The sequence below is a fragment of the Puia sp. genome (assembly GCF_035546395.1).
In the GTDB taxonomy this organism is placed as follows: domain Bacteria; phylum Bacteroidota; class Bacteroidia; order Chitinophagales; family Chitinophagaceae; genus Puia.
Genome location: NZ_DASZXR010000018.1, coordinates 115,639 through 139,976 on the forward strand (window position 1 = coordinate 115,639; position 24,338 = coordinate 139,976).

Consider the following 24,338-nt stretch of genomic DNA (forward strand, 5'->3'; position numbering starts at 1 on the left):
TGCCAATGTGAATTACTATGGTGGTTTAAGCGGGAAGTTTTTTTATGGAATTAAAAAGTGGTATGAGATCTTATTCAGAAACAATTAATAATGGCTGAGCAGAAAAACAAACAAAAATCACATGTGCGCCGCCTGGCGGTATTTTCACAGCGAGCCGGTTTGGTCGCCTCCTTTCTACTTGTTGCCATGCTGTCGGTGAAAGCACAAGAGAAACAAACTATCCTTGTTTCAGTCGTGGACTCGGCAAGCAAAGAGCCGATTGCAGCCACCGTACGAGTGGCTTCCATGAACCAACATTACAAGACAAATGATAAGGGTGTCGCGTCCCTAAGCCTGAAGGCGGGGCGTTATGTGATGATCATTTCCTCGGCTGGCTATACCGTAAAAACGCAAACGCTTCTCGTAACCGAAGGGCAACAAAATGAGGCAATGGTGTTGCTGACGGTGGCAAATCATACACTGGCAGACGTAACCGTCACCGGGATGCGGAAGGAAGACGCCGAAGCCCTGGCCGTAAAGCGAAATGTAATGCCGGTGACCATTCTTTCTGCCAAACAGATAGAGAACCGTGCCGCTAATCTTACCGAATTATTAGCCAGGCAAACCGGCGTGCAGATAAGGCAAACCGGTGGCGTGGGCAGTGAAGCAAGAATTTCCATTCGGGGATTGGAAGGAAACAGGGTGCAGATATTTATTGACGGCAACCCGTTAAACACACCAGATGGAAGCCTTGGTATCAATGATTTGCCGCTTCAGATCATTGAACGCATTGAAATTTATAAAGGCGCTATCCCGGCATGGTTGGGTGGCGACGGCTTGGGCAGTGCGGTGAACGTTGTCATCAGGCATAGAGATGTCAGCTATATTGATGCAACGGCTTCGTATCAATCCTATAAAACCGTCCAGACCGGATTAATTCTAAAAAAGACATTTGACAAAAGTGGAATAGAAGCGGGCGGAGGCATTTTCACAAATAGTAGCGACAACAATTACGTCATGGAATCGCCCTACCAGCCCGGGTTAAAAATCAAAAGAGACCATGACCGGTTCAAATCATTACTCGCTGGCGGCTCTATCAGGTTTCATCGCTTGTGGTTCGATGAAGTAGAAATAGAAGGCGCTTATTTAAACAGTCAGAAGCAGCTCCAGGGTATTCAGCAAAACATTCAACACATACAAAGCCAGGGAACAACGGCAGTAGCGGTGTTAGGTTTAAAAAAGGCAAACCTGTTGAACAATAAGCTGTCCCTGAGTTACCATGGCATAATGGCCGCTATTAACGTAAAATTTGTGGACACATCCAGCTATAGTTACGATTGGAACAATCATGCCTCACCAAGTTTTTACGGGAAAGGCGAATTGGGCAACGGTCCGAATTTTACCCTGACAAAGCAGAATGAGTTTCGCCAGCAGGTGAATTTTAATTACGTCGCAAACAACACGTTCACGCTTAACCTCAATAACACTTCCCGCATCGGGCATCTTGATCAGAAAGACGATACGGCAGATGCATACGCTGGTAAGAACATTTACAACTATCCGGGGAAGCTTTCGAATACCATTACAGGATTTACCGTGGAAACACACGTAATGGATGATAAGCTTCTTTTTTCGACAGCCCTCAAGCATTATTACAACAAAGTAGATGGATACAACACGAACATTTATTTGCAAGCACCGCCAGACAAGGTCAATAATACCATCTCCAGGTTTGGCTACAATGCGGGTGTTCGTTACAATTTTACTAATTCTCTTCTTGTAAAAGCCAGTTACGAAAAAGCGTTGCGATTGCCCAGCAATGCCGAACTTTTTGGTGACGGTGTTCTGATCACACCTTCCATTTTGCTGAAGCCGGAGATAGCTTACAACAAAAACGTCGGGTTGGCTTATGATAAAACCAATGCAAAAGGCAAACGGCTTCAGGTGGATGCGAATGCATTTTACATGAACGTGAACAACCTCATTCAATTGGCCGGTAATGGCCTTACGATTGGCTATGTAAATTTTGCCAAAGCAAAAATTTATGGAGCCGACTTCGATATAAAATATGACGTCACCAGAAACTTATACGCCAGCTTCAACATCACCTACCAGAAGCTAAAAGATGACAATAAATATTTGCCCGGTACGCAAAACGTCGACAACCCAACGTATAAATTAGACATACCCAACACGCCGCAGTTTTTCACTAACTGGAGCGTAGAATATTCCTGGTATGACCTGTTAGGCAAAGAAAGCAAAACAAAGCTGCTGTACGAAGGCAGTCATTGCGCCCGGTACAACTATGGCTTCAACGTAAGTGCTTACGATGATTATTTCATTCCCTCTTTTCTTGTTCATACAATTAGCCTTGAACAGTCCTTTAAAAACAAGCGCTACATCATTGCCGCAGAAGCCAACAATTTCACCGACGAAAGAGTCGTCAATAATTATAACCAACCGCTTCCGGGACGCACTTTCCGGATAAAGCTGCGGTACTTGTTCCTTGGAAAAAAACTACTTCAACAAGAAACGAATCCATAAACAAAAAAAACATGAAAGTAACAGTAAAAGCGACACTCGCCATTACAGCAACGGCCCTTTTCTTTTCGTCCTGCAAAAAAAAGGATGATGGAGGAAGCACTACTCCCAACCTCGACAAATTTCTCATTGGCACAAACATCTCCTCCGCCAACCCCATTGTAGGCTATGTTGGCACAATGAAGGATTTAAGCGTGGGTAGTTACAACAACAGCAAGGCACGGCAATCGGTCAATTATCCTTATGTGACCTTGTATAAAAATGATGTCTTCGTGATGCCGCAACGCTACGGCGATGTGGTTAAGAAATATACAAGACAGACTGATGGCACACTTGCTGAAACGGGCAGCCTGACGGCACCGGCGGCTTCTGCTCCGCTGGGGGCAGTTGTCGAAAGTGACAGCCGGGCCTACCTCTCTTTAATGAATGCGGGAAAAATATTGGTATTCAACCCATCGACAATGGCGATATTGAATACCATTGACCTTACCTCTTATGGATTAGGAGATGGAAACCCCGATCCGAATGTAATGGCATTCAGGAACGGAAAGTTATATGTGGCCTGCAGCCAAACTACCGATGGATATACCAGTACTCGTCCAGTGCAAGTCCTGATCATAGACGTCAATAACAATTTTTCAATCACCTCCGCCACGGATAGCCGCAGCGGATGGGCAGGAAGCGTTAACGAGCAAAAATCCATCTTCTTTGATGAAAACGGTGACCTCTATCTCTATTGCGTAGCTTCCTATGGATTTGTGCCGGGCCAGAAAGGTGGATTTCTGCGCATCAAGAATGGTCAAACCAGTTTCGATCCTACTTACTTTTTTAATACATCCGATATAACCATTAGCGGGATTGCCGGAAACAAAATTGACTACCTGCAACGTTTTCGGTATGCCGGCAATGGCATTGTTTATTCAACAGGTAACATTTACGCGCTGGCCAGCAATCCTCCTGATTATGTAAATGACCGGACATATGGCTCATTCAAGGTTGATATTATCAACAAGACAATCACAAAGCTGAATATCCCGTATTCAAATGGAATGGCTGCCTCGGTAGGATTGTTTGAGAACAAAGTGCTATTTGGTATCGCAGGTACCTCGGCCGTAGGCATTTACCGCTATGATCCTGCTGCCGACACGGCCGGCAGCAAGCCGATTGTTACCACCCAGGGCGACCCACACCAAATTGAAGTTTTTAACTAGGCCATTGCCAAATATAGCATCAATTTCCGGGTGGCGAATTTGCCCTGGATTTTATGCATTGGTCGTTTAAAAGAAGAAAGTCTGGATTTTATCCATAGCCTGATTATGATTATTGCTATAGCCCGGGAAATGAGCAATCCATTGGCGTCAGCGGTGGGTTACCGCTTCATCCGCTCTTCATTAAAAGGCGCCCTTCCGGTTTTGTTTGCCCTTGCTATTACCCCTAAGATCGCGATCCATGCGCTTGTTGCCCATCATACAGATACGCACCCTTCACTGAAATATGGCAATGCCGATCAGTATAATGAGGCCGGCTTCTACCGTTATTCGCCAACAGTTAAATGAGAATGATGCTTAAGAATATTTCTTTCGCTGCTGGCCGAAAGGCCCTTTGCTTGAATATTCAGATCGCAATATTTAAAAATATTTAAATGAAAAAGAATTTATGGGGTTTAGTAATTCTGTCAGTTTTTTCAATTGCAGGATTTTCTCAAAATATATCAAATAAACACCTGGTCGGGTATGTGGCAGATAAAGCCACAAAAGAGTCGATACCATTTGCCAATATTGTGGTAAAAAAAACAGCAACTGGAACAACAGTGGATTCCACTGCAACGGATTCCAAAGGCCGCTATTTCTTGAAATATCTGCCTGTAGGAAAATTTACCTTGTTTGTAAGCGCTTCCGGATACATGAGGTTTGAAAAAGAAATGAATTTGTCTTCGGTTAAAACCAGAGAAGCAAATTTTGAATTAGTGCCAGACACCACAAAGTTGAAAGAGGTGATCGTTTCAGCCAGGCGGCGTGAAATCGAAGGCATGGGCAAGCTCTCAGAAGCCGTACATCCGACGACAGTCGTTACGCCGGAGGAATTGTTCATGAAAAACGCCAATACTTTTGCCCAGGCCGTCGCGTTCGAGCCCGGGGTATGCGTGCTGACTGCCTGCAGTTCCTGCGGGTTCAAGCAAATTCAGATGAACGGCCTTGGCGCTAATCAGACGACGCTCCTGGTTGATGGATTGCCTTTGTATACCGATGTCACAAACTTTTATGGCGTGGATGCTTTGACCACTGCAGGCTTAGCATCCGTCGATATAGCCCGCGGGCCGGGAGCTTCACTGCTGGCCCCGGGCGCCATGGGAGGTACCATGGACGTTCGCTTTCAGGATCCGACGAAGAATTCGATCACGGTGGATGGCGCAGCGGGTAACGATCAATATAAACGCTTGTCGATTGTGGCAACCACTTTTGACCCCAGCAGCAAACTAGGTGTAGTAATTGCCGCTCATCACTTTCTTAATGGGCCATGGGATGCCAATGGAACGGGTATGTCCCAGTCCCCATACATGCTGGATGAAAGCGCCCTGGCGAGAATCAACGGGTGGCTGGGAAAAAACGATAAGCTGGCATGGAACCTGCAATATGTTCACAGCTATAACGAAATTTTCGGTGCGTCGACGACTACCAACTTCCATGGTGCAACTTTAGGAAGCCCTGATTCACTGGCCACTCAAATGTTTGTCGGAGGAAACGTAAATAATAAATTTATTGGGAATCCCATAGATATTCTCGAGTGGATTCAAACGAAACGCGATCAAATCACAGGTACGCTCACTCTGTTCTCATCAAAAGATAGTTGGTTGCAGTTTCATGGGGGCTTTGTCAATCAGACGCAAGGTTCAACGTACGAGGGCGGCGCCGATTACTCGAATAAGGATAATACCGTTGCGACCGACTTACGTTGGCAGACACGTGTCGGAGCCCATACCCTTACACTGGGTGGCGACTACAATACCGAGACGCTCAGATCGCAATCGAACTACTACTACACGGAACTTGGAATTACCCCGGATTCTTACAACAGCTATTACGGCGGCGGTTACGTTCAGGATGCATGGGATTTGGGACATGACCGCGAACTCGACGTTGCTATACGCGCTGATAAGATACATGATAACTGGATTGACAAACCCAACTCCATTATTGATAAGTTCATCGTTGCGCCGCGTGCGAACTTCAAGTGGGGATTCAACGAAGACCTTACGCTTCGCCTGTCCGCGGGTTTGGGCTGGCGTTCGCCACTCACCTTCTTCGAGTTGGATCACGGTCTCCTGGACAACGGCTTCGACATCGGCGTCACCCAGTTGGAAAAGGGCTGGGGTTCCGGAGGGTCGCTTTCCTGGACGCCAGGGCTCTGGACGTTTACCGGTTCGATGTATGCTACCTGGCTCAAAGGTTTGGAGTATGTTGGCTCTAACCCGGACCCCAGCATTCAGCGGCCGCTCCTGCTTAGTGATTCCACAAAAATGTTCTTTCTTGATATGGACTTTCAGGTAAATAGGATTGTGAATAAATGGCTCGAACTCGGAGTCGGCATCGCCCACCAGGACTTTCCCAACTCATTCAAGGCGGACGAGCTTGTGGCAGCTCAGGAAACAGAAGTGAACGGTCGTATTTCCATTACGACGAAGCCCATTACCTTTTCGGGCGATGTCGAATGGGTGGCTTCGCGAAATCTGCTGCCATATGGCTACGGCGGCCACTATAGTCAATTCGCAGATGACTTGGCAAGTGCTCCCAAACTTACGACGGCGCCCAGTTATTTTGTCGTTAACGCAAAGGCAGACTATCATTTGACATCGCATTGGGAAATCTACGTGGGTGGCGAAAATCTACTTAACTACACGCAAACAGGGTCGGCTCACGACGAACCTCATTATTTTGATCAATATGGAAATTTCAACACCTCGCATATCTGGGGCCCGTTGCGCGGGCGTCAAGTGTATGCGGGAATACGCTTAAGGATGTAACTTTTGTATTCCACGCGTATTTGCTGACAGTTATATATTCTGAATTATTTAATGAAATATTATTGCAATTATCCTTATGCGCTTATTCTTTCTTTTTTTTGTCTTTCTTTTAAGTTGTGGCTGCACGGGAAACTTCAATGGTCGTGCCGGCAGGCTCCTGAAGGACAGCACGGCGATGGCCGTTGACAGCGTGGTACGGCCGGTCCTCGGGAAATATGCTATCCCGGGGATGGCAATAGGAGTAACTATCAATGGCAAGCGCTTTTATTATAATTTTGGAGTAGCTTCCAGGAGCACGTCCCGGGAGATCACGAATGAAACGCTTTTCGAGGTCGGATCCATCAGCAAGACTTTCACGGCGACCCTTGCCAGCTATGCTCAAACAGCAGGATTCCTTTCCCTTAAGGATCCGGTCAGCAAATATCTACCGTCGCTGCGGAAAACCAGCTTTGACAGTATAGCGCTCGTTGACCTGGCCACGCACACCGCCGGAGGATTTCCTTTACAGTTTCCTGAACAGATTAAAGACAGTGTCCAGCTAATGGATTATTTCAAGCAATGGCGACCCCGGTTTCCAATCGGCCGTTACCGGGTCTATGCCAATCCGGGCATCGGGTTGCTTGGGGTTATCGCGGCCCAAAGCATGCATCGGCCGTTTACCGATCTCATCGAAAAGACGGTGTTGCCCGAACTAGGGTTGACCAATACTTATATCGATGTTCCGTTGCAAAAAATGGCCGACTACGCCCAGGGATACAACGACGCCGACAGCGCGGTACGGGTGGGCCAGGGAGTATTGGCATCCGAGACCTATGGGATAAAATCCTGCGTCAAGGACCTGTTGCAATATGCCGAGGTGAACATGGGCATTGCCAGGGTCAATGAGCCGTGGCGGCAAGCCGTTATGGTTACGCATTCCGGGTATTATAAATGCGGGGTATTGACGCAGGATCTTATTTGGGAACAATACCCTTATCCAACCGATAGTGCTATCCTGCTTGCGGGCAACGCCACTTCCATGATCTTAGAACCGAATCCGGCCACCAGGATCGCGCCCGAATTACCACCGCAACAGAATGTGCTTATCGATAAGACGGGCTCGACGAATGGTTTCGGTGCGTATATACTGTTCATCCCCTCGAAGAAAACCGGTGTAGTTATACTGGCGAACAAATCATATCCTATCGATGGCAGGGTGCGTCTCGCGTATCAGCTATTGAAGCGTTTTGAATAAGGTTGCCGCTTGCCTTAGCGCGTCCCGCCGGCCGGGAACGGACCCCCGCCCAAGCGGGTCTTAAATTTCTCTTAATGCAACTTTAGTGCAGTTTAAGTATTTTGCTTAATATTGTCAGGACATTCAACTAAAAATATTGACTATGACGAGCAGAAGAAAATTTATCACTCAGGCCTCGCTCGCATCCGCCGGGCTTTTATTCAGTGCCGGTTTTCGCCGGCCTTCCGTGCAGAAAGTAGCCGGAATTCAGTTGTATTCTCTTCGGGACCAGCTGCCGGCCAATCCCAGGGATGTCATCCAAAAGGTGGCCAGGGCCGGATATGTCGAAGTGGAAACATTCGGTCTGAACAAAACGACCGGTTTTTGGGGATTATCGCCAAAGCAATTCGGCGAAGTGCTTAAAGTCAACGGTCTCCGGACTCCGAGCGGGCATTATGACATGAACCAATTCTTCGGCACCCGAAGCCGGGAGAACCTGGACATCTACATCGCGGCCGCGCATGTCCTTGGCCAGGAATATATCATTGTTCCTTCATTGCAGGAGCAGTTCATTCGCACGGAAAGCGATTTCAAGAAGGTGGCAGACAATATGAATGCCATTGCCGCGATCCTAAAGAAAGAGGGATTGAAATTAGGGTACCATAATCATAATTTTGAATGGAAGGCCGTCGATGGAACAACCTTTTACGATACGTTGGTGAAGAATACTGACCCGGGCCTGGTATATCTGGAGATGGATATGTATTGGGTAGTGCGGGCGGGACAGGACCCAGCAGTCCTTTTCGGAAAATATAAGAACCGCTTTAGACTGATCCATATCAAGGACATGGACAAGACGAATCCGGCCATCAACACGGAGGTTGGAAAGGGCAGTATCGACTATAAAGGACTTATTCCGAAGGCTGAGGCTGCCGGGGTGCGGCACTTTCTCATGGAGCAGGAGAATTTTACAAATATCGATCCGTATGTGAGCATCAAGGAGAGTGCTGATTATATAAAGAAAGTTCTTGGTTCCTAAGCCTTTGTTGGGTTGCAACGGCAAGACTGATGATTTTCCTGCCGGGGTGGCGGACGGAAAGATTACCTGAGAATTTCACTTTTCGATTTATGGCCTCCGCTAAACAGGCACTGCCGCAGCATTTTTTCGAAGCCCTGAGGGTTTAGGTTTTTGCCGATAAAAACGATACGGCTTATTCTGTCTTCTTCGGCTCCCCACGGTTTACCTTCCCCGACACTCAGATAATGCGCTACGGATTGTACAATGATCTTATGATCCTGTCCCTGTGCATGTACAATGCCTTTGACGCGATAAATATTCTTTGCCTGGCCCTGCAGAAAGACCATGAGCCGGAATTCCAATTCTTCCATGTCGAAACTGTCAGGAAACCGGAAGCTGAGGGAAGCGATATCATGGTGATGGTGGTGCTCATGGTGATGAGGGTGTTGATGGGCATCCGCATGAGCGCCGTGGTCATGGTGGCCGGCGTCGTGGCAGTGGCCGCCGGCGCCATGGGGGTGATCGTGTTTATGATGCTCATGGGAAGACGCCCCGGGATTGGCGGGATAGGCTCCCGGCCGATCTTGCTCGGGATGTTTGTATCGTAGAAAATCGAGTATCTTTTCCATAGGATACCCGTCGGTCTTGTTGCCTGAGAGAACCATGGCAAACGGATTGAGGCCCGCGAGTAGACGCATGATCTTCTCCTTTTCATGGCCGGAGAGATCCTCGGTCTTGGTGATCAAAAGTATATCGCTGAAGCTGATCTGTTTACGGGCTTCCTCGGTGTCGGCTAACTGGAATTCGATCAGTCGGGCGTCCGCCAGGCCGACGATGCGTGTCAGCCGGTAGGCGGCACCTATCGCAGGATTCGTCAGGAAAGGCAGGGCTACATTGGCGGGGTCGGCGATCCCGGTGGTCTCGATGATCAATTCGTCGAACTCGGCGCGTTTCTTCCATAATTCGAGCAGCAGGTCGAAGAGATCTTCGTTGAGATCACAGCAAAGGCATCCGTTGCTGAATTCAAAAAGACCGCTCTCTGCGCCAAAGACAAGCTCGCTGTCGATGTTCTCCTGTCCGTATTCATTTTCTATGATCAGCGGGCGGCGGCCGGCTGCGCGAAGGGACTGTATCAGCGAGTTGAGGAACGTGGTCTTTCCGGCTCCCAGGAATCCGCTGAGTATGGTCACCGGTATAGGTGATCCGGTCATTTTTCCGTTTGCTGGTGGCGGTCGATGCATTCGTCGATAAAGGAAGGTATAAGCGTAAACTCCGTTTTCAGGGTCACCCGCGATCCTTTGACCAGGATCTGCTTCATGTATTCCACGTGCTTCTTGTCGATTTCCGATGTGGAGGAAGTGGAATTGGCGCCTCCTTCTCCATCAATGGCGAGCCAGTAAATGACCCCCGGCTCATTCGCGGTATCCCGGAATACCGATTCGAAGTACATTTTTTCGCGCTCCAGTGTCGCGATCATGGGCTGGTAAGCTTCATGGTGCCACCGGACCCATTGCTGGTAGACATCCATATTGCTTTTATTCAACGTGAACCGGTATAGTGTGGAGTGGAGCGGATATTTCAATGTTCCGGTGGATTTTGCCTCAGGGCGTTTGGGAGCCGCCGCCGCTGAGGGGATCATTCGCCCGGCCCAATGGGAGATGATGCCGCCGGCGAAGATCCCGATGACCAGGAATAAAATGGATCTGTGCATTGTTTGATCTGTTTGAATGAAAACTCCCCTGTCTGAACGGGTGGCTTAGCGAAGATAACCCTTTATTCTTTTAAATCGCAACAATGTTGCAATAATTAATTTATTGTATATTTAGGCAGGAACGACTGCCGCGATGATGTGTCCTGTGAAAAATCCAAGGAAGAATAAACAGCGGCTATTTTTTAAATTGTCATAAAACCCCGGTTTTGATCATTTTGATTTGTACGGCGACTTTGATCTTCACATTTTTGGGCGGCTACTTCGCTCTCAGTCTCAAGAGCAGGCTTCATCTTATTTTGGGTTTTAGCGCGGGGGCCGTTATTGGCGTCGCCTTTTTCGACTTGTTGCCTGCCGCGATGGAAATTTCGGCAAAATATTGTTCGCCGAGGGAAATTGCCTCGATTACCGGCCTGGGATTTATTCTTTATTTCCTTATAGACTGGGGGCTGATCTTTCTCAATGCGCTTGCCCGAAAAAATAACCATGGCGGGTTGCGAGGTAGCATCGCTGCCCTTTTTTTGTCCGTACATAGTTTTTTGGATGGCGTAACTATCGGGCTGGCGTTCAGGGTTTCTCCAAAGATCGGAATTTTGATCGCCCTAGCGGTGATCATACATGACATTGCCGACGGGATCAATACCACGAGTGTGATCATAAAGGGGAAGGGCAGTTACCGGACCGCTGTTATATGGTTGGCCATAAATTCAGTCGCTCCTATTATCGGCGCCGTTTCCACGTTTTTTTTCCGATTGACTGCGGAGACGCTGGGAATATTGCTGGCACTCGTTTCAGGTTTCTTCTTGTACCTGGGAGCAAGCGATATCGTTCCTGAAAGCAGGCTGCATCAGCCGAGGTTGCAAACGTTATTGATGACCTTATTGGGCATTTTTGTGATCTTTGTTGCGTTGCGCATCGCGAGCGCATTTTAGGATGGTGCCACCATGATCTTCGGGGTATCTGATCATGCCGGGCTACAGTCGCTGGGATAGCCGGATATCCGGTAACTGGACCTCATGGGAAGCCCTGGCAGGCCTTACATTTCCCCTTGATCACTACCGAGCAGTGGTGGATGACGAAATTGCCGGGCATTTTTTTCAGATCAAGATCGATGCTGTCCATAGGATAAATTCTTCTACATTGTTTGCAAATAAAGACAGCGTGCCGGACCGGCGTATGGTTTGGGGTCCCGGTCTTTTGCAGGCTGTACAGCAGATGATTATTCGCGGTGGGAATGCAAAACAGAATCTCTTTCCGTACGAAGGCGCGCAGGGTCCTGTAGATCGTAACCCGGTCGATAACGCCACCCAGCGCTTTTAGGACGTCGTCATGCGACAGGCAGCCGGTGTGTTCATAAAACAGCGCAAGGATATTCAACCTTGGTGCGGTAATGTTCAGCGCATTTTTTTTCAGGATTTCGACTAAGTTTATATCCATAGCAGTAATAGTCACTTCCCGGCGACCCCGTGGCGCCTTGCGATAGCGTCGCTTGCTTAACTATTCAAATAATAATGCAAAGGGGTTGCGATAGTAAATTAGGTTCCTTGCCGACCGCGTGATGCCGCGGATAGCGCATTCCATATAAGGGCTTCGGTATGTCGCCGGCTCGCTTTATGTCGCAACCCGTCTGCGTGACTACCGTGAGGAAAAGAAACCAAAAATAAAGAAGCCGCTTGTTCATACTCATTTGTTTTGTTGTGATGCGATATAATCATTCGATTGTCTCCCGGCAATCAGAGCTCCGGAAACGGATCAGGCCAACGCCGCTTTTCCCAGTTTCGCGCCTCGTCTGCAGTGACCAGGCATTGCCGGATAGCGTCGCGGCAATCTTCTTTGTCGAGATCCTGCCCGATAAAAACCAATTCATTCAGCCGGTCTCCCCAAAGTTTGCTCCACCGCGACTCGATCTTGTCCTGATTGTTGACGAAAGCCGCATACCGGATGCGCTCGCTATAGGGCATGGCGCCCCACCAGGTGCCCGCTTGCTCTACCCTCAAGCTTCCACCAGCCTGGCTGAAGCTGATCGCCAGCTCCGGCCGGGAGGCCAGCCAGAACATGCCTTTTGCGCGGATGATATTTTCCGGGTATTTATCGTTGAGAAAGCGATGCCATCGTTCGGGATGGAAAGGACGCTGCGAGCGAAAAACGAATGACGATATCCCGTATTCTTCCGTCTCGGGGGTGTGTCCTTCGCCGTTGAGCTCGCGCAGCCAACCCGCATTCTGCTGTGCTTTTTCGAAATCGAAAAGACCGGTGTTTAAGATCAGCGAAGGATCTACGCTGCCGTACTCGGAACGGACAATACGTGCACCCGGGTTGAGCCGGCGCAGGGCCGCTTCGAGCAAGGCAAGGTTTTCCGGCGTGATCAGATCGATTTTGTTGAGGATCAATACATCGGCAAATTCGACCTGGTCGGTGAGCAGGTTCACGATGGTACGGCCATCGTTTTCGTCGGCGAGGCTGCGGTCAGAAAGCAGCTCCATGGTACCGAAATCCCGGAAGAAATTGCAGGCGTCCACGACGGTAACCATCGTATCGATGTAGCTGACTTTCGACAGATCGTACAGCCCGTCTTCCGTTTGGAAAGAAAAGGTTTGTGCCACAGGAACGGGTTCGGATATCCCGGTACTTTCGATAAGCAGATAATCGAAACGGCCTTCTTCCGCCAGCCGGGACACTTCTTTCATCAGGTCTTCCCGGAGCGTACAGCAGATACAGCCGTTGCTGAGCTCGACGAGCTTTTCATCGGTTCGCGAGAGCACGTCCTGGCGTTCGATGATCTGGGCGTCGACGTTGACTTCGCTCATGTCGTTGACTATCACTGCGACGCGGAGATTTTGTTTGTTGTGCAGGATATGATTGAGGAGCGTTGTCTTCCCGGCGCCGAGAAAGCCGCTCAGGACGGTGACGGGCAATTTACGGGGGGAAGAGGTAAATATCGTCATTAATGCATATTTGTTGCAATAATAGTTAAAATTCATTAAATGCAACAATATTGCAATAATTTTTACAATCTGCCGGGCATCGTCGGATCTGTTGAAGGCCGTGCTAACCGCTATCTGTCGGCGGAGTTTAGCGACGCATTGTCCTTGGCAGGCAAAAGCCTTTATGAGATCTTTACAATCGGCCACCCATCAATTGTGAAACACCGGATTGTACTGATCCAACTCAGAAACCGGTCGCGACGTCTCAGTATCCCCTTCACCCTCCGTATTCCCCTCGATAACCAACTCAAATTCCCCATCGATAAACGCCGCCGGCAACCTCTTTTCCGCCAACGCCCTCAAAAATGTCAACGGCTCGACCGAAAACTGCAACACCCTGGAGGTATTATCTATCGCCGTCCGGATCACCGCCGATTCATACCGGATCAGATCGGGCAATGCTTTTAAATCGATTGGCCGCCCGGCCAGGTACTCAAGGAAGTTCAACGCTTCGACCGAGGCGAATCCTTCCGGATAATAGCCCGAAAAAAAGTCTTTCAGCAACGACTCGAAATGGTCCTTGCCGAAAGCAATCAGCAGATACCGGAAGCAGCAAGGAATGCTCCTGACCACCATCGATGCGCGGAAGGAATACAGCAGGTCCTGCATGATCCCCGCGCCCCGATCCGCCTTCAGACACTCGTACAACGGCGAATCCGATTCCTTCTTCAGGATCAACGCCGCTACGGCATTCTCCCATTCCTCCGCCGATGGGACCGATCCGTCCAGCCGCTCCGCCGGCGCCGGCTGTGCGGGCGGCGCCCCATGACGTTTCGAAATAGTCCGCGTCCCTCGCTGATCCCAAATCCTCCGGATCCTATCCATTTCCAAACACAACGCACGATTGTCCATCGCCTCCAGGTAAGTAGGGAAGATCTCAAAAAAAACAGCTTTCACATTCGGCAACATCCGGATGGCCTCCCGCGCGATATCTTCCAGTTCCCGCGAGATAAGGCCTGCATGTGCATCCAGGTAATAGCCCTGGTATTCCCTGCCCCCCGCCAGGTGGATCTCATATACACTTTCAGGCGGGATCTGCCGGATGAATTCTCTTACCCCCTGCCTGCCATTCTTCTGATTGACCAGCACGTTATGCAGATCGAGCAGGATACCGCAACCTGCGGCTTCGACCACCGATGCCATAAAGCACCCGTCTTCCATCTCGTACCGTTGTCGCTGCAGGTAGTTGACCCCGGTCTCTATCAACAAAGGTATCGGCAGGTTGGCCGACATGTGGCGGATCGAGCCCGCCGCAACCCGCACCCCCTCCGGCGTCTGCAAGGGCGGCAACAGGAACCCCGTATTCACTTGCCGGTTGCCGGCGATCACTTTATTAAAACTGAGATGCTCGCTCATCCAGGGAACATCCCAGTCTTTGATCATCTTTTGCAACAGTGGTATTTGTTCATCTCCCGGCGGAATGCTGCCGCCCACCGGATAGCCGATGCCATGCAACAGCTTCCGGCACTGGTACCGGCTGATCCTTTCGAATTCGGCTTCATTCATCACCAGCTGCGGGCAACCATGCACTTCATTCGAAGCATCACCATTCTTTCGGAACCATATCGACTGCGGCTCAACTTCCAACACATCGATATGGTCCAGGCACTCTTCTAAAAAAGATTGCAACCCGAAATTATAGGTCAGTCCTATGCCTGCTTCAGGCAGCATTTATCTGATACCTTCGATTGCCAGTGACTCAGCGTTGACGTGATATTCCACTTCCTGCTGGAAGAAAATATCGAAACCGGAAAAGCACCCGGTATGCCCCAGCTTGGTGGCTAAGGCCGCAACGACCTTTTGTACTTGCTTGATATCGTTCGCGACACTGATGGGCAATGTGACCCGCACGGCATTGCCGTAACGCGCCATTTTTAAATCTGACATAACATAAAGTTTAGAAATGAAATAATTGCTAAAACTAGAAAATTGTATACGCGATGTCAATACCATGATAGTAGTACGTATTTCTACCAGAATTTTCTTTCAAAACTCAGGTAGTTGTACTTGCATGCGATAAACAAACCTTGATTACTTTTATATCCTCTACTACTACCACCCCAATCAAATTTTCCATTCTCTCCAAAAAAACGTCTGCTCATGACAGCAACGACGAATAGCAACTCCGTGGCCATGCTCACCGCCAATCTCACCGGCGCCGGCAAACACAGCGCCCGCCAACTCACCGAATTGCAACAGCAACTCGATCCAATCTTAGAACATCAAAATATCCGGGACATGCTGCCGCCGGCGGACTACTTCAGCCGCCTGAATGCCCCAATCGATAGTGGTCAGTCGCTTTCGACCGCGACGGCGGGCAGCACCGCCGCGGAACTCCGCGTCTTCCGGCGCGAGCTCCCCGTCCTCACCCCGCAACACCAAGCCTCCATGCCCAAATGGGCCGCAGGCATGGCCGTCGATCATACGCTCGGGCCCTTCACCGACACCGCAGGCCGAACCTACTGGTTCGATTTCTATCGAATCGTCCGCACCATCTCCGTGTCCCGCGGCGGAGATGTCTTTCTCACCGTGCCGATTCGCGGTTTTCTCAACAGCTCCGGGGTATACGAACTATCCGCGGGCAGCATCTGGATCAGAAGTCAATTGCTAACCACCACCGCACCGGCAGGCGCCTACACAGGCCTGCGCATAAAGTCGGGCCAACTCCGCTGCAACGGCGCGGTCACGATCTCGGGCAGCAGCATCCTCGTCAATGCAACGGAGCTTTGCCATCTTTCCATCGATCTCGATCAGCAACCCGATCACCCGGCTACCAACACCTCCACCGGGGAAGACGCAAAGAACATGACGATTACCCTGCCTGCAACCGCCGCATTCACCTTCCACCCCGTCATCGCCACCATCGACAAGGCCGCGGATATGAACCTCGATGTATACGGCTCTTCCTACACCTTTCATAAGGCCGCAGCGCCACCCGCCCCACAGTACCTACCCGCGCTGAATGAGATCCTCGTACCCTACACCGCCAACACGCCCGACTTCGTCCTAAACACCGTCAAATCCGGCACATTCTTTCCTACCGGCAAAAGCCCCATCGCCGCCAGCGCCTGGGCCCTCCCCGTGACAGTCGCCACCCCCGCCCAACTCGGGGTCGCCGCCGGAACAGGCGCCATCGTCATGACCCTGAAGCCCGGCATAACCACCACCTGGACAGGTTTCAATAAAGGAAGCATAACCCTAAACGATACTTATCTGCTCGCTGAACCGGGATATCTCGCGTTTACGGCAGCCCTCGCCGCCGGCAACCGCTCGAGCCAGTCCTTCCTCCTATGGAATGAAAACAACCCCACAAAGCTGGTGAGATCACAAGTAAAGCTCAACTTCCCCAAAACCTTCGTCCTTTTCTATCATTGCTTCAGCAACGGCACGGAAGCAGTCTTCGGCGCAGGCATCCCGATGACGACCGCCATCGATCGACCGCTACAAGCCGACAACGAACGACTCAAAATCGCTCCGCCCAATTCCGAATTCCTGCTGATCAAAAACCACGAGACGGCCCTCGTATACATCCTGTCGCTGAATATCCGGCAGCAGACCTATCCCCCCGGCCAGGCCGCCGACACCACACCCATCTCCTTCGCATTGGAGAATGCCTTTATAAAGACGACGCCCACCCAGGATTACTACCTGGCCGGTCAACTCACCCCCAATACCAGTGATATCGACAAAGGAATACTCCTGCTGCATTTCCCCATGTACTTCCTGCTACCCTCCCTGCCCGATCCCTATGTCACCAATTATTCCCCCTTCTTCCGGCAGGGCGTACGTACCAACCTGGCAGCCGGCGCAGCTGCAGGCGCGACAGGCGCGGCGACGAACATCGCCGGCGGCATCGGCATGGTCGACATCCTCACCTGGCCCGACCCCGCCAACGTCAAATTAAACATCGTCTTCCTATCAGAAGACACGCAGACCGCCTTCTTGCCGCAAACCACCAACGCCGCAAGCGCCGTGAGCACCGGCAAATCCACCACCGCAAATCCCGCCGGCATCGGCGAGACAACAAGTCTCGCAGCCCTCAGCACTAATATCCAGGAATCCGGCGCCGTCCTCGCCCGTCAACTGGAATCCATCGCCGCGCAGGTATTCTTGCTCGATGTCTCGACAAACGCCAGCCTCTTCGGCGTCGGCATCACCGTATCAAAGGTCAACCCACAATCCGGCGACAACCCCAGACTCAACGCCGCCGCGCCTGCCACCAATTCACCCGACGCAGCCGCCGCCGCCAGCGCCTTCCCCTTCTTCGTCGAAGACATGAGCCTCACCACCTACGCCTTCAACACCCGCCTCTGTACCCTACCCCAGGTGCAATGGGAACCGCTGACCACCATCCAGAACCCCGATGTCAGCCCCTACCCCTTCCCCTCCCCCGTCACCTCCAACGGCACCGGCATCCCAACGCTGATCGCCTCGGAGTCGGCGAGCCTCGTCCCCATCGCGCCAATCCCCGTCATCGATCGATACCTCGCCGATTACAACGCCGCGGCCTCCAAACCCATGATCAGCCTATTCTCCCTGCCCTTTGGGATGGAAGCGATAGCGCTCTTCAAGAATCCAAGCGACCCCACCCAACAAGGCGCACAGCTCTCCCTCAACGCACCAATCTTCAAAAACTACACCGGCGGCATCCAGATAAAGGTCCTCGCCACCAGCCCCAACATCGGCGCCCAATACGAATCCCCTGGCTTCCCCGGCGCCACGATACAATTGAGAAACCTCGTCGATCTCCTCACCGGTACCGTCCCCGTCGATGCGGATGGCAACCCGCTAAGCGTTTTAGGCCCCGCCGTCGACACCATCTTCAACAAGGAATTCAATCCCTCTACCGGCGCCAACCCACGCGTGCCCGTCGAACGGCTCGATATCTCGGGTTATGGCGCCACCATCTTCAGCAACTGGCTAAACCCCAACGCGGAGATCGCGGCCACCAGCCAGGTAAAGCTCGAGGTGCTGATCGGGCGCACCGCCCACGAGATCGTCCAGGTAAAAAGTCTGCTTTATCCCTGGGGCGTCCCCGTCGTCCGGACCATCACGATCGAACGGACCTCCGGCGGCGGCGTCACGCGCTATGACAGCGGCTGGAAAGCCCAGGGCGCCGGGAAATATGATTTCTCCTACATCGACGCTTCTCTAACTCCGCACCCCAACCCCTTCGAATTCCACCCGGGTGTAGTCCACGGCGTGACAAACGTCACGGCGATAAAGGACACCGGTCACACCTACAAGGGCCGGAATCCCATTGACAATGTCATCATGCAGGAAGTGCTCTTTAACGCGGATGTGCTCATCGAAGATGTAGTCAAGGGTGGCACCGCCACGGGTCTCGTTCCCAGCAAGGGCCAACGGGGTTATGTCCAGTTGTCTCCATATCAGGAACCCCTGACTCCTGCACAATTCGCCGATCTCCTCGAAGACGAAGGCGACCTCGGCGGACCGGTCGATTGCATCGTCAATGTCGGCAATTCGGGTCAGTTCATGCTCCTCTCCCGGGTGGCTGTGTATGATGCGCCCGGGGTCAGCTCACCCGTCTTCGTCACCCAGGGTTCGGGCTCGCTTCATCTTCCCAAGGAAGGGGCATGGGGTGTGGTCCGGCGCAAGGACAACACAAAAGACATCGATGTGGTGGACGAGAATGCCGGTATCCCGCTCATCCGCCAGGGTAAGCTGGGCACGACGCCGACCGAGCCCTATCGCTTTGCCGATCCGGTCGATATCTTCAACGCTTCGGCGCCGGTCTCCGACTATGGACTGCTGCATACCACGCTGGGACAAAAAGTACTGTATGTGCGACCGGAGATCACGCGCAACGTCGCCAACATCAACAGCGCCCTAAAACCCTATTTTGCCGATGCGTATACCTTGTTGACCTCGAAGAGTATCTTCCCCAACCTGGACGATGCCTTCCAGTTGGGTGCCGGCGGCACACAGCTTCAGGTCACGGGTGACGGCAAGCTAAAGCTCATCACCAATGCCACCCTCAACGTACCAACCGGTGTCACAAAAGACCTGCTTCACTCCGGTAACTCCCGCATCTATATCGACTACTCGGATGGAGCGGGGACGGCAACGGCCATCTCCTCCAGCTTCGATTCGGATGGGGCCACGCCCTGGGCCGTGAGTATGCAAAAGCATACGATCGCGATGGACCTCGAGACCTTTACCCGCGTGATCACCATCACCTCGAGCTACAGCTCCATCGCGGGTGGGAGACCGCAGATGAGCACCCCAGTCGTCGGCTTCGGCCCCGTCCTGCAGCCGATCGTCGACATCCTGAGTTTCCTGGGTGGCTTCGACATGGCGCAGGCCATGGGGGTGACCATGGGTAACAAAACGGATTCCTGGGAGCCAAAATTCAAGGCATCGCTCCTCGGGTTAAAGCTGAAATTCCAACCCAGCCATACCGAGGTGTATGTCTTCGGGAAAAAGGTCTCTGATGTGGGAACCGACGCCCCGACTCCGCCCCTAAAGATCGAGATCGAGATCGGTCTTGGCGTCCAGTACAATATGCTGCCCTTCTCCTTTACCTCCGATGATTCCTCGGTGGACACCGTCGCCGAAGGCGAAAAGATGCTCTCCATCGGCGGGTTTATAAAATTCGAAGGCGAGATCGATATCCTTGTCATGACCATCGGCGCCGTAGCACTCTACGCCTTTGGGTTAATAGAACTCGAGTTGGGAATCGATTCCGTAGACGGAAAATCCATCGAGTTCAAATTTGCAGTGGGTGTGCAGTTGGCCACCAGTTGGCCCGTCGTCGGCGATGTCTCGGTGCAGATGGGCATCGGCATGGATTTCGAATGGAAGGACACCGGTCAGGGCATGTATGGGCTCATCCTCTTCAAAGGCGAGGCCGAACTGCTGGAAGGACTCATCGATATCACCATCTCGATCGAAGCCAAGGGCGGCCAGGAGACGGACACTTCCGTTACGCCCCACGAGAGCTTCTGCGTCTGCGAGGTCGAGTTCGCGATGGAGATCTCCATCTGCTTTGTCATCAACTTCGAATTCGATGTCACCTGGCAGGAAAAACGGCAGATCTCCTAAACCCGCATCCGATAACCGATCCAAAAAAAAGCAATATGGCTACTTCCCCGATAAAATTGTCTACGCACGCTTTCCCGCAAAGCTTCGATGGAACGAATATCCTCGTAAACGTCCTGGTCATTCCAAGAGAAGACCCCCTGTCACCGCTGGTCGCCGGCGCGCCGGCCTTCGCCGATGCGAAGATCGCCCTCGCCGCCCGTATCATCCCCAGCCTGGCGTTGATGCCCGACCCGGTGAACGCCACCGCACCGATCCCGTTGGCGATCGTGTCTCCCGGCAATACGCGACCGTTCTTCGAAAAGCTCAGCACCAGCTTCAACATCACGAAGCCATCGAATATCTATGTTCCGGCCAAGGCCACGGACATCCTCCAAAAATACCTGCCGAACAGCTACCGGAATTCTTTCGCCTTCAGCCGCCCGCGCATCCCGAATGCCAAGACCGACGACAGCTATATGTGCGATATGACAAAGAAGGATGGCTCGTTGCCGCCGCCAAAGTACAGCAATGGAGATGTCAGCTGGGGTAAGGTCTTCGCGTTGGCGCTGCGGCAGCCGGTGCTCGCCCGGGAGTTGGGCTTCATCTATCAAACGCAATTCGCCGTACCGGCTACCGCCTTCGATGCCGGCGGCTGGCTCTATATCGACCTCGACGCGACCAGCGATTATTACACCCAGGTGATCGCGACGCCTGCGATGTTCAAACAATATGCGGCAAGGATCCCGGCCCTCCCCACCGCGCGGCCCTTATTTGGAGCCGTTCAGTTCCCCGTGTCTTCCACACCCGTGCCCGGCAACTTCGACAACGTCTTCAGCGAGGCGGAGGACTATGACGACGGCTTTGCCAAGATCGTGCATTCCGTCCAACCGGTCAGTGCGAACCTGCTGCTCGAGCCCGGCCAGGAAAGCAATGGCCTGCCGCCTGTCCGCGACTTTGGTATTCGTTTGGGTTGGGATGACGAGCAGATCCTGATCTGGCAAAACCGGCAACTGACCATCGACCCCATGGTCGGCGATCGGCTCGATGCCCCCATGGGCGTCCTGTCCTATCGCGTGGACGTTCGCCAAACCGGCCAGGACGACAACTCCTGGAATTCCTTGTGCAGGGTATCGGGCGATCTGACCCTATCGGGCATCGATGTAGGCAATATCGACGGCGAACTGGGCATCGAAGTGGCGCCCACGCAGCTGGACGGACAGAACACCGGCGTCTTCTGGCTGCCGTCTTACTACACGCAATGGCAGGGGACCTCGCTCGTGGTGAAAGAACTGAAAGCAGCCAAAATATCGGGCACGGACACGATCTCGACCCGGCAGATGAATGCGGTGGGCGACGAAAATGTACCGCTGGTCTATGGCGGTAGTTATGATTTTCGGGTGCGGCTCGCCGATATCAGCGGCGGTGGACCGCTCCCTACAGATCATCCGGTCTATGACGCGCCCGCACCCTTCGCCACCAGCCGCTTCCGGCGCTATATCGTCCCGCGGCTGCCCCGCATTCCGGGTTTGCTGAATGACGTGGCCCCGGTGACCCCACCCATGTCTTATAATATTTATCGACCGCTCCTCGGTTTCCCCTCTTTCCTGTATACCGGTTATCCCGATGCCTATAACCTTCTCGTCGCTGATCTTCCCGCGGCGAAGACCGAGCAACGCGAGCCGGGTTATCCCGACCCGGATGTGACGATGATGCAGATAGATGTGCTGGTGAGGTCTCCCCATCTCGATACCCTGGGGTCGCCGAACGGCAAGGAGTCCTTTTACTTTTTGTATACGGTAACGCGATCGTTTCCCGATGACCCGACCCAACCCTTCGTGCTCGACGTAAATTATGTTGACGCCCATGTTATAAAGTTCGGCGACGCGAGCGATCTCGGCGACCTGCCCCTGACCGTCGAGGGCGGCGCGTTGCAACTGCCGACGGCCCGCGACATCTGTATCCGCGTCCGGTCCGTTTGTAAAGCCGATCCCACGCTGGCCTATTTTGGCAGCGACGCCACGCGGACGGGGAGCCCGATCAGCATTTACACCCGTGCCGAGTCGAAGGACGAGACCGGTTTGTTTGCCGGCAACCTGCCTGGGAAGGAATTCCAGTCGATCATGCTCCAACCCGACCCCTATCCTTCCAACAACCTTTTGCGGGTGCTGGTAGCCAGCGGGCAGCAAAATGATAGCGCCGCCAGCCTGGTGCAACGTCTCGGCAATCAGCTCGACCTCGATGTAAATGGGACTACGCTGATGGGCAAGCCCGGGAAGCGCGTGGTCTTTGGCTGTTCGAAGGGCTTTCATCATACCCTCGCGCCCGATGGCGGCGGCATAACTTTCTCTTCGACCACCGATCTGGCCGGCCGGTGGATCGCTACGATCATGCTGGAGATAAAACGGGATTGGTCCTGGGATGCCCTGGATAACGAGAGCTTTGTAGTCAGGCGCGACGGTACCGAAGTGGGCGTCGTCGACGTGATCGACACGGTGTCGATGACGGCGCTGACGAACCCCGATCGCAGTAATATGACGATCATCTTCTTTGACGCGGTGGATCCAAAGCCCGTAAACGGGGCATTCCCGACTACGATCGACCTAGATTATACCGTCGAGCCGGCCTTTAAGTCGATACCCGTGAATGTCGATCCGGTGAAGGAGTTGACCATGACCGTACCTGTCGCGGTGCCGCCGAGCCAGGTGCCGGAGATCAAGTCTGCGGGTATTGCGTTGACGCCGTATACCTATGCCGATGACTACTCGTCTACCGGCGATCGCCAGCGCGTGTTATGGATCGAGTTGGCGGAACCTGTCGCCAACCCGGTGGATGATTATTTTGTGTTTGTCAAGGCGTATTCGCCGGACCCGATCTTGATCCCCGGGCAGAACCCCGTCCCCGATCCGCTGGAGAACGTCCCCTTTATTTCCCCCGAACTGATCCGCGTGATCACGCCCGGTCAAAGCGACGACAGTGCGGGCCTCAACGCCCGGCAGCTGATGCTGCAAAGCACGGACTCGCCAACGCATTTTATGGTGCCCCTGCCACCCGGCCTCGACCAAAGTTCGAAGGAGCTCTTCGGCTTCTTCACCTACGAACTCTGCGTCGGCCACTCCCGCATCTGGAGTACCGCCCAGGGCCGCTTCGGCCGGCCCATCCGCATCACGGGCGTCCAGCATCCCGCGCCCGCCCTCACCTGCACCATCAGCCGCAACAGCACATCCGTGATCATGTCCGCCCCCTATGCCAACCCGGTGTACGAAGGCAAGTCGCTGCTCAACAACAACCCCCAGACCGAGATCTGGGGCGCCCTGTATACCCAGGTGATGCAAGCCGACGGCGCCTCCTGGCGCAATATCCTGCTCGGCGAGAAGAGAATGTATCCCGGCAAGCGCGACACCCTCGGCAATAAAATAGGTGCCGCCGAGGACCTCTACGGCATCTGCGCCTGGTCCAACGACGAGATCTCCGCCACCCTCGAGGCCATGGGCCTCCCCGACGACAGTCCCCTCAGTGTTCTGGCCATCGAATTGTTCCGAAATCGTCTCGCCGTGCCCGAGCCCATTGGCTCTGGGTTAGGGAAAGAGCGGATCTATCGGACGTCGAGGTTGGAGCCGGTGCCGATGATCTGTTGTTGTTGAGAATACCAGTTGTTATGCCTGGGGGTCGGACGTAACAAAAATGTCTTACGAATGCTATGGATAAATATTGCATCAGTATTCCTTCATTCGCGGCAAAAGTGCCCCTTTGTTGTTCGAATAGCAGCGCCGAGTGCTTGTCTATCAATTCCGAGTTCAGCTACTATTTTGTTAAGTACTAGAAATGCGAGC

15 protein-coding genes are annotated in these 24,338 nt (G+C 52.6%); 9 read left to right on the plus strand and 6 right to left on the minus strand.

Annotated features, from left to right (window positions below; genetic code table 11):
• Positions 1–90 precede the first annotated feature (90 nt).
• The 6 genes from VHE34_RS26005 (at position 91) to VHE34_RS26030 (ending at position 8,793) form a co-directional block, all read left to right on the plus strand.
• Entirely contained in the window at positions 91–2,523 is a 2,433-nt protein-coding gene (locus VHE34_RS26005; RefSeq protein ID WP_325593441.1) for a TonB-dependent receptor, read from the plus strand.
• Positions 2,524–2,534: 11 nt separating this feature from the next.
• Positions 2,535–3,731 carry a hypothetical protein gene (locus VHE34_RS26010; RefSeq protein WP_325593443.1) on the plus strand — a complete coding sequence of 399 codons (1,197 nt, stop codon included), beginning with the start codon at positions 2,535–2,537 and terminating at the stop codon, positions 3,729–3,731.
• A 39-nt stretch (positions 3,732–3,770) separates the two neighbouring features.
• Positions 3,771–4,076, plus strand: coding sequence for a hypothetical protein (locus VHE34_RS26015; protein WP_325593445.1), 306 nt, complete (start codon positions 3,771–3,773; stop codon positions 4,074–4,076).
• Positions 4,077–4,162: 86 nt separating this feature from the next.
• A complete protein-coding gene (locus VHE34_RS26020) occupies positions 4,163–6,541 on the plus strand; it encodes a TonB-dependent receptor (RefSeq protein ID WP_325593447.1) in 2,379 nt (792 codons plus the stop codon).
• 76 nt (positions 6,542–6,617) lie between these two features.
• Positions 6,618–7,775: a class C beta-lactamase gene (gene ampC, locus VHE34_RS26025; RefSeq protein WP_325593449.1), complete on the plus strand. Its 1,158-nt coding sequence runs from the start codon at positions 6,618–6,620 to the stop codon at positions 7,773–7,775.
• A gap of 142 nt (positions 7,776–7,917) precedes the next feature.
• Entirely contained in the window at positions 7,918–8,793 is an 876-nt protein-coding gene (locus VHE34_RS26030) for a sugar phosphate isomerase/epimerase (RefSeq protein ID WP_325593451.1), read from the plus strand.
• A 62-nt stretch (positions 8,794–8,855) separates the two neighbouring features.
• On the opposite strand, the gene VHE34_RS26035 is transcribed toward VHE34_RS26030, so the two are convergent.
• Together VHE34_RS26035 and VHE34_RS26040 are read right to left on the minus strand one after the other, a co-directional pair.
• A complete protein-coding gene (locus tag VHE34_RS26035; protein WP_325593453.1) occupies positions 8,856–9,983 on the minus strand; it encodes a GTP-binding protein in 1,128 nt (375 codons plus the stop codon).
• Positions 9,980–10,483 carry a DUF6176 family protein gene (locus VHE34_RS26040; protein WP_325593455.1) on the minus strand — a complete coding sequence of 168 codons (504 nt, stop codon included), beginning with the start codon at positions 10,481–10,483 and terminating at the stop codon, positions 9,980–9,982. The genes VHE34_RS26035 and VHE34_RS26040 overlap by 4 nt, the downstream gene beginning before the upstream one ends.
• Before the next feature lie 206 nt (positions 10,484–10,689).
• Between VHE34_RS26040 and VHE34_RS26045 the strand changes: the two genes are divergently transcribed.
• On the plus strand, positions 10,690–11,412 hold the full coding sequence (locus tag VHE34_RS26045; RefSeq protein WP_325593457.1) for a ZIP family metal transporter: 723 nt from the start codon (positions 10,690–10,692) through the stop codon (positions 11,410–11,412).
• 82 nt (positions 11,413–11,494) lie between these two features.
• Here the strand turns inward: VHE34_RS26045 and VHE34_RS26050 are convergent, their stop codons facing one another.
• From VHE34_RS26050 to VHE34_RS26065, 4 genes are all read right to left on the minus strand, one after another.
• Positions 11,495–11,917, minus strand: coding sequence for a Fur family transcriptional regulator (locus VHE34_RS26050; protein ID WP_325593459.1), 423 nt, complete (start codon positions 11,915–11,917; stop codon positions 11,495–11,497).
• Positions 11,918–12,213: 296 nt separating this feature from the next.
• Positions 12,214–13,425 carry a GTP-binding protein gene (locus VHE34_RS26055; RefSeq protein WP_325593461.1) on the minus strand — a complete coding sequence of 404 codons (1,212 nt, stop codon included), beginning with the start codon at positions 13,423–13,425 and terminating at the stop codon, positions 12,214–12,216.
• 189 nt (positions 13,426–13,614) lie between these two features.
• Entirely contained in the window at positions 13,615–15,135 is a 1,521-nt protein-coding gene (locus VHE34_RS26060; protein ID WP_325593463.1) for a DUF692 domain-containing protein, read from the minus strand.
• Positions 15,136–15,351, minus strand: a complete 216-nt coding sequence (locus VHE34_RS26065; protein WP_325593465.1) for a hypothetical protein — start codon at positions 15,349–15,351, stop codon at positions 15,136–15,138.
• 213 nt (positions 15,352–15,564) lie between these two features.
• On the opposite strand from VHE34_RS26065, the gene VHE34_RS26070 reads away from it, so the two are divergent.
• Positions 15,565–20,529 carry a hypothetical protein gene (locus tag VHE34_RS26070; RefSeq protein ID WP_325593468.1) on the plus strand — a complete coding sequence of 1,655 codons (4,965 nt, stop codon included), beginning with the start codon at positions 15,565–15,567 and terminating at the stop codon, positions 20,527–20,529.
• Positions 20,530–20,564: 35 nt separating this feature from the next.
• On the plus strand, positions 20,565–24,149 hold the full coding sequence (locus tag VHE34_RS26075) for a hypothetical protein (protein WP_325593470.1): 3,585 nt from the start codon (positions 20,565–20,567) through the stop codon (positions 24,147–24,149).
• Positions 24,150–24,338: the final 189 nt, after the last annotated feature.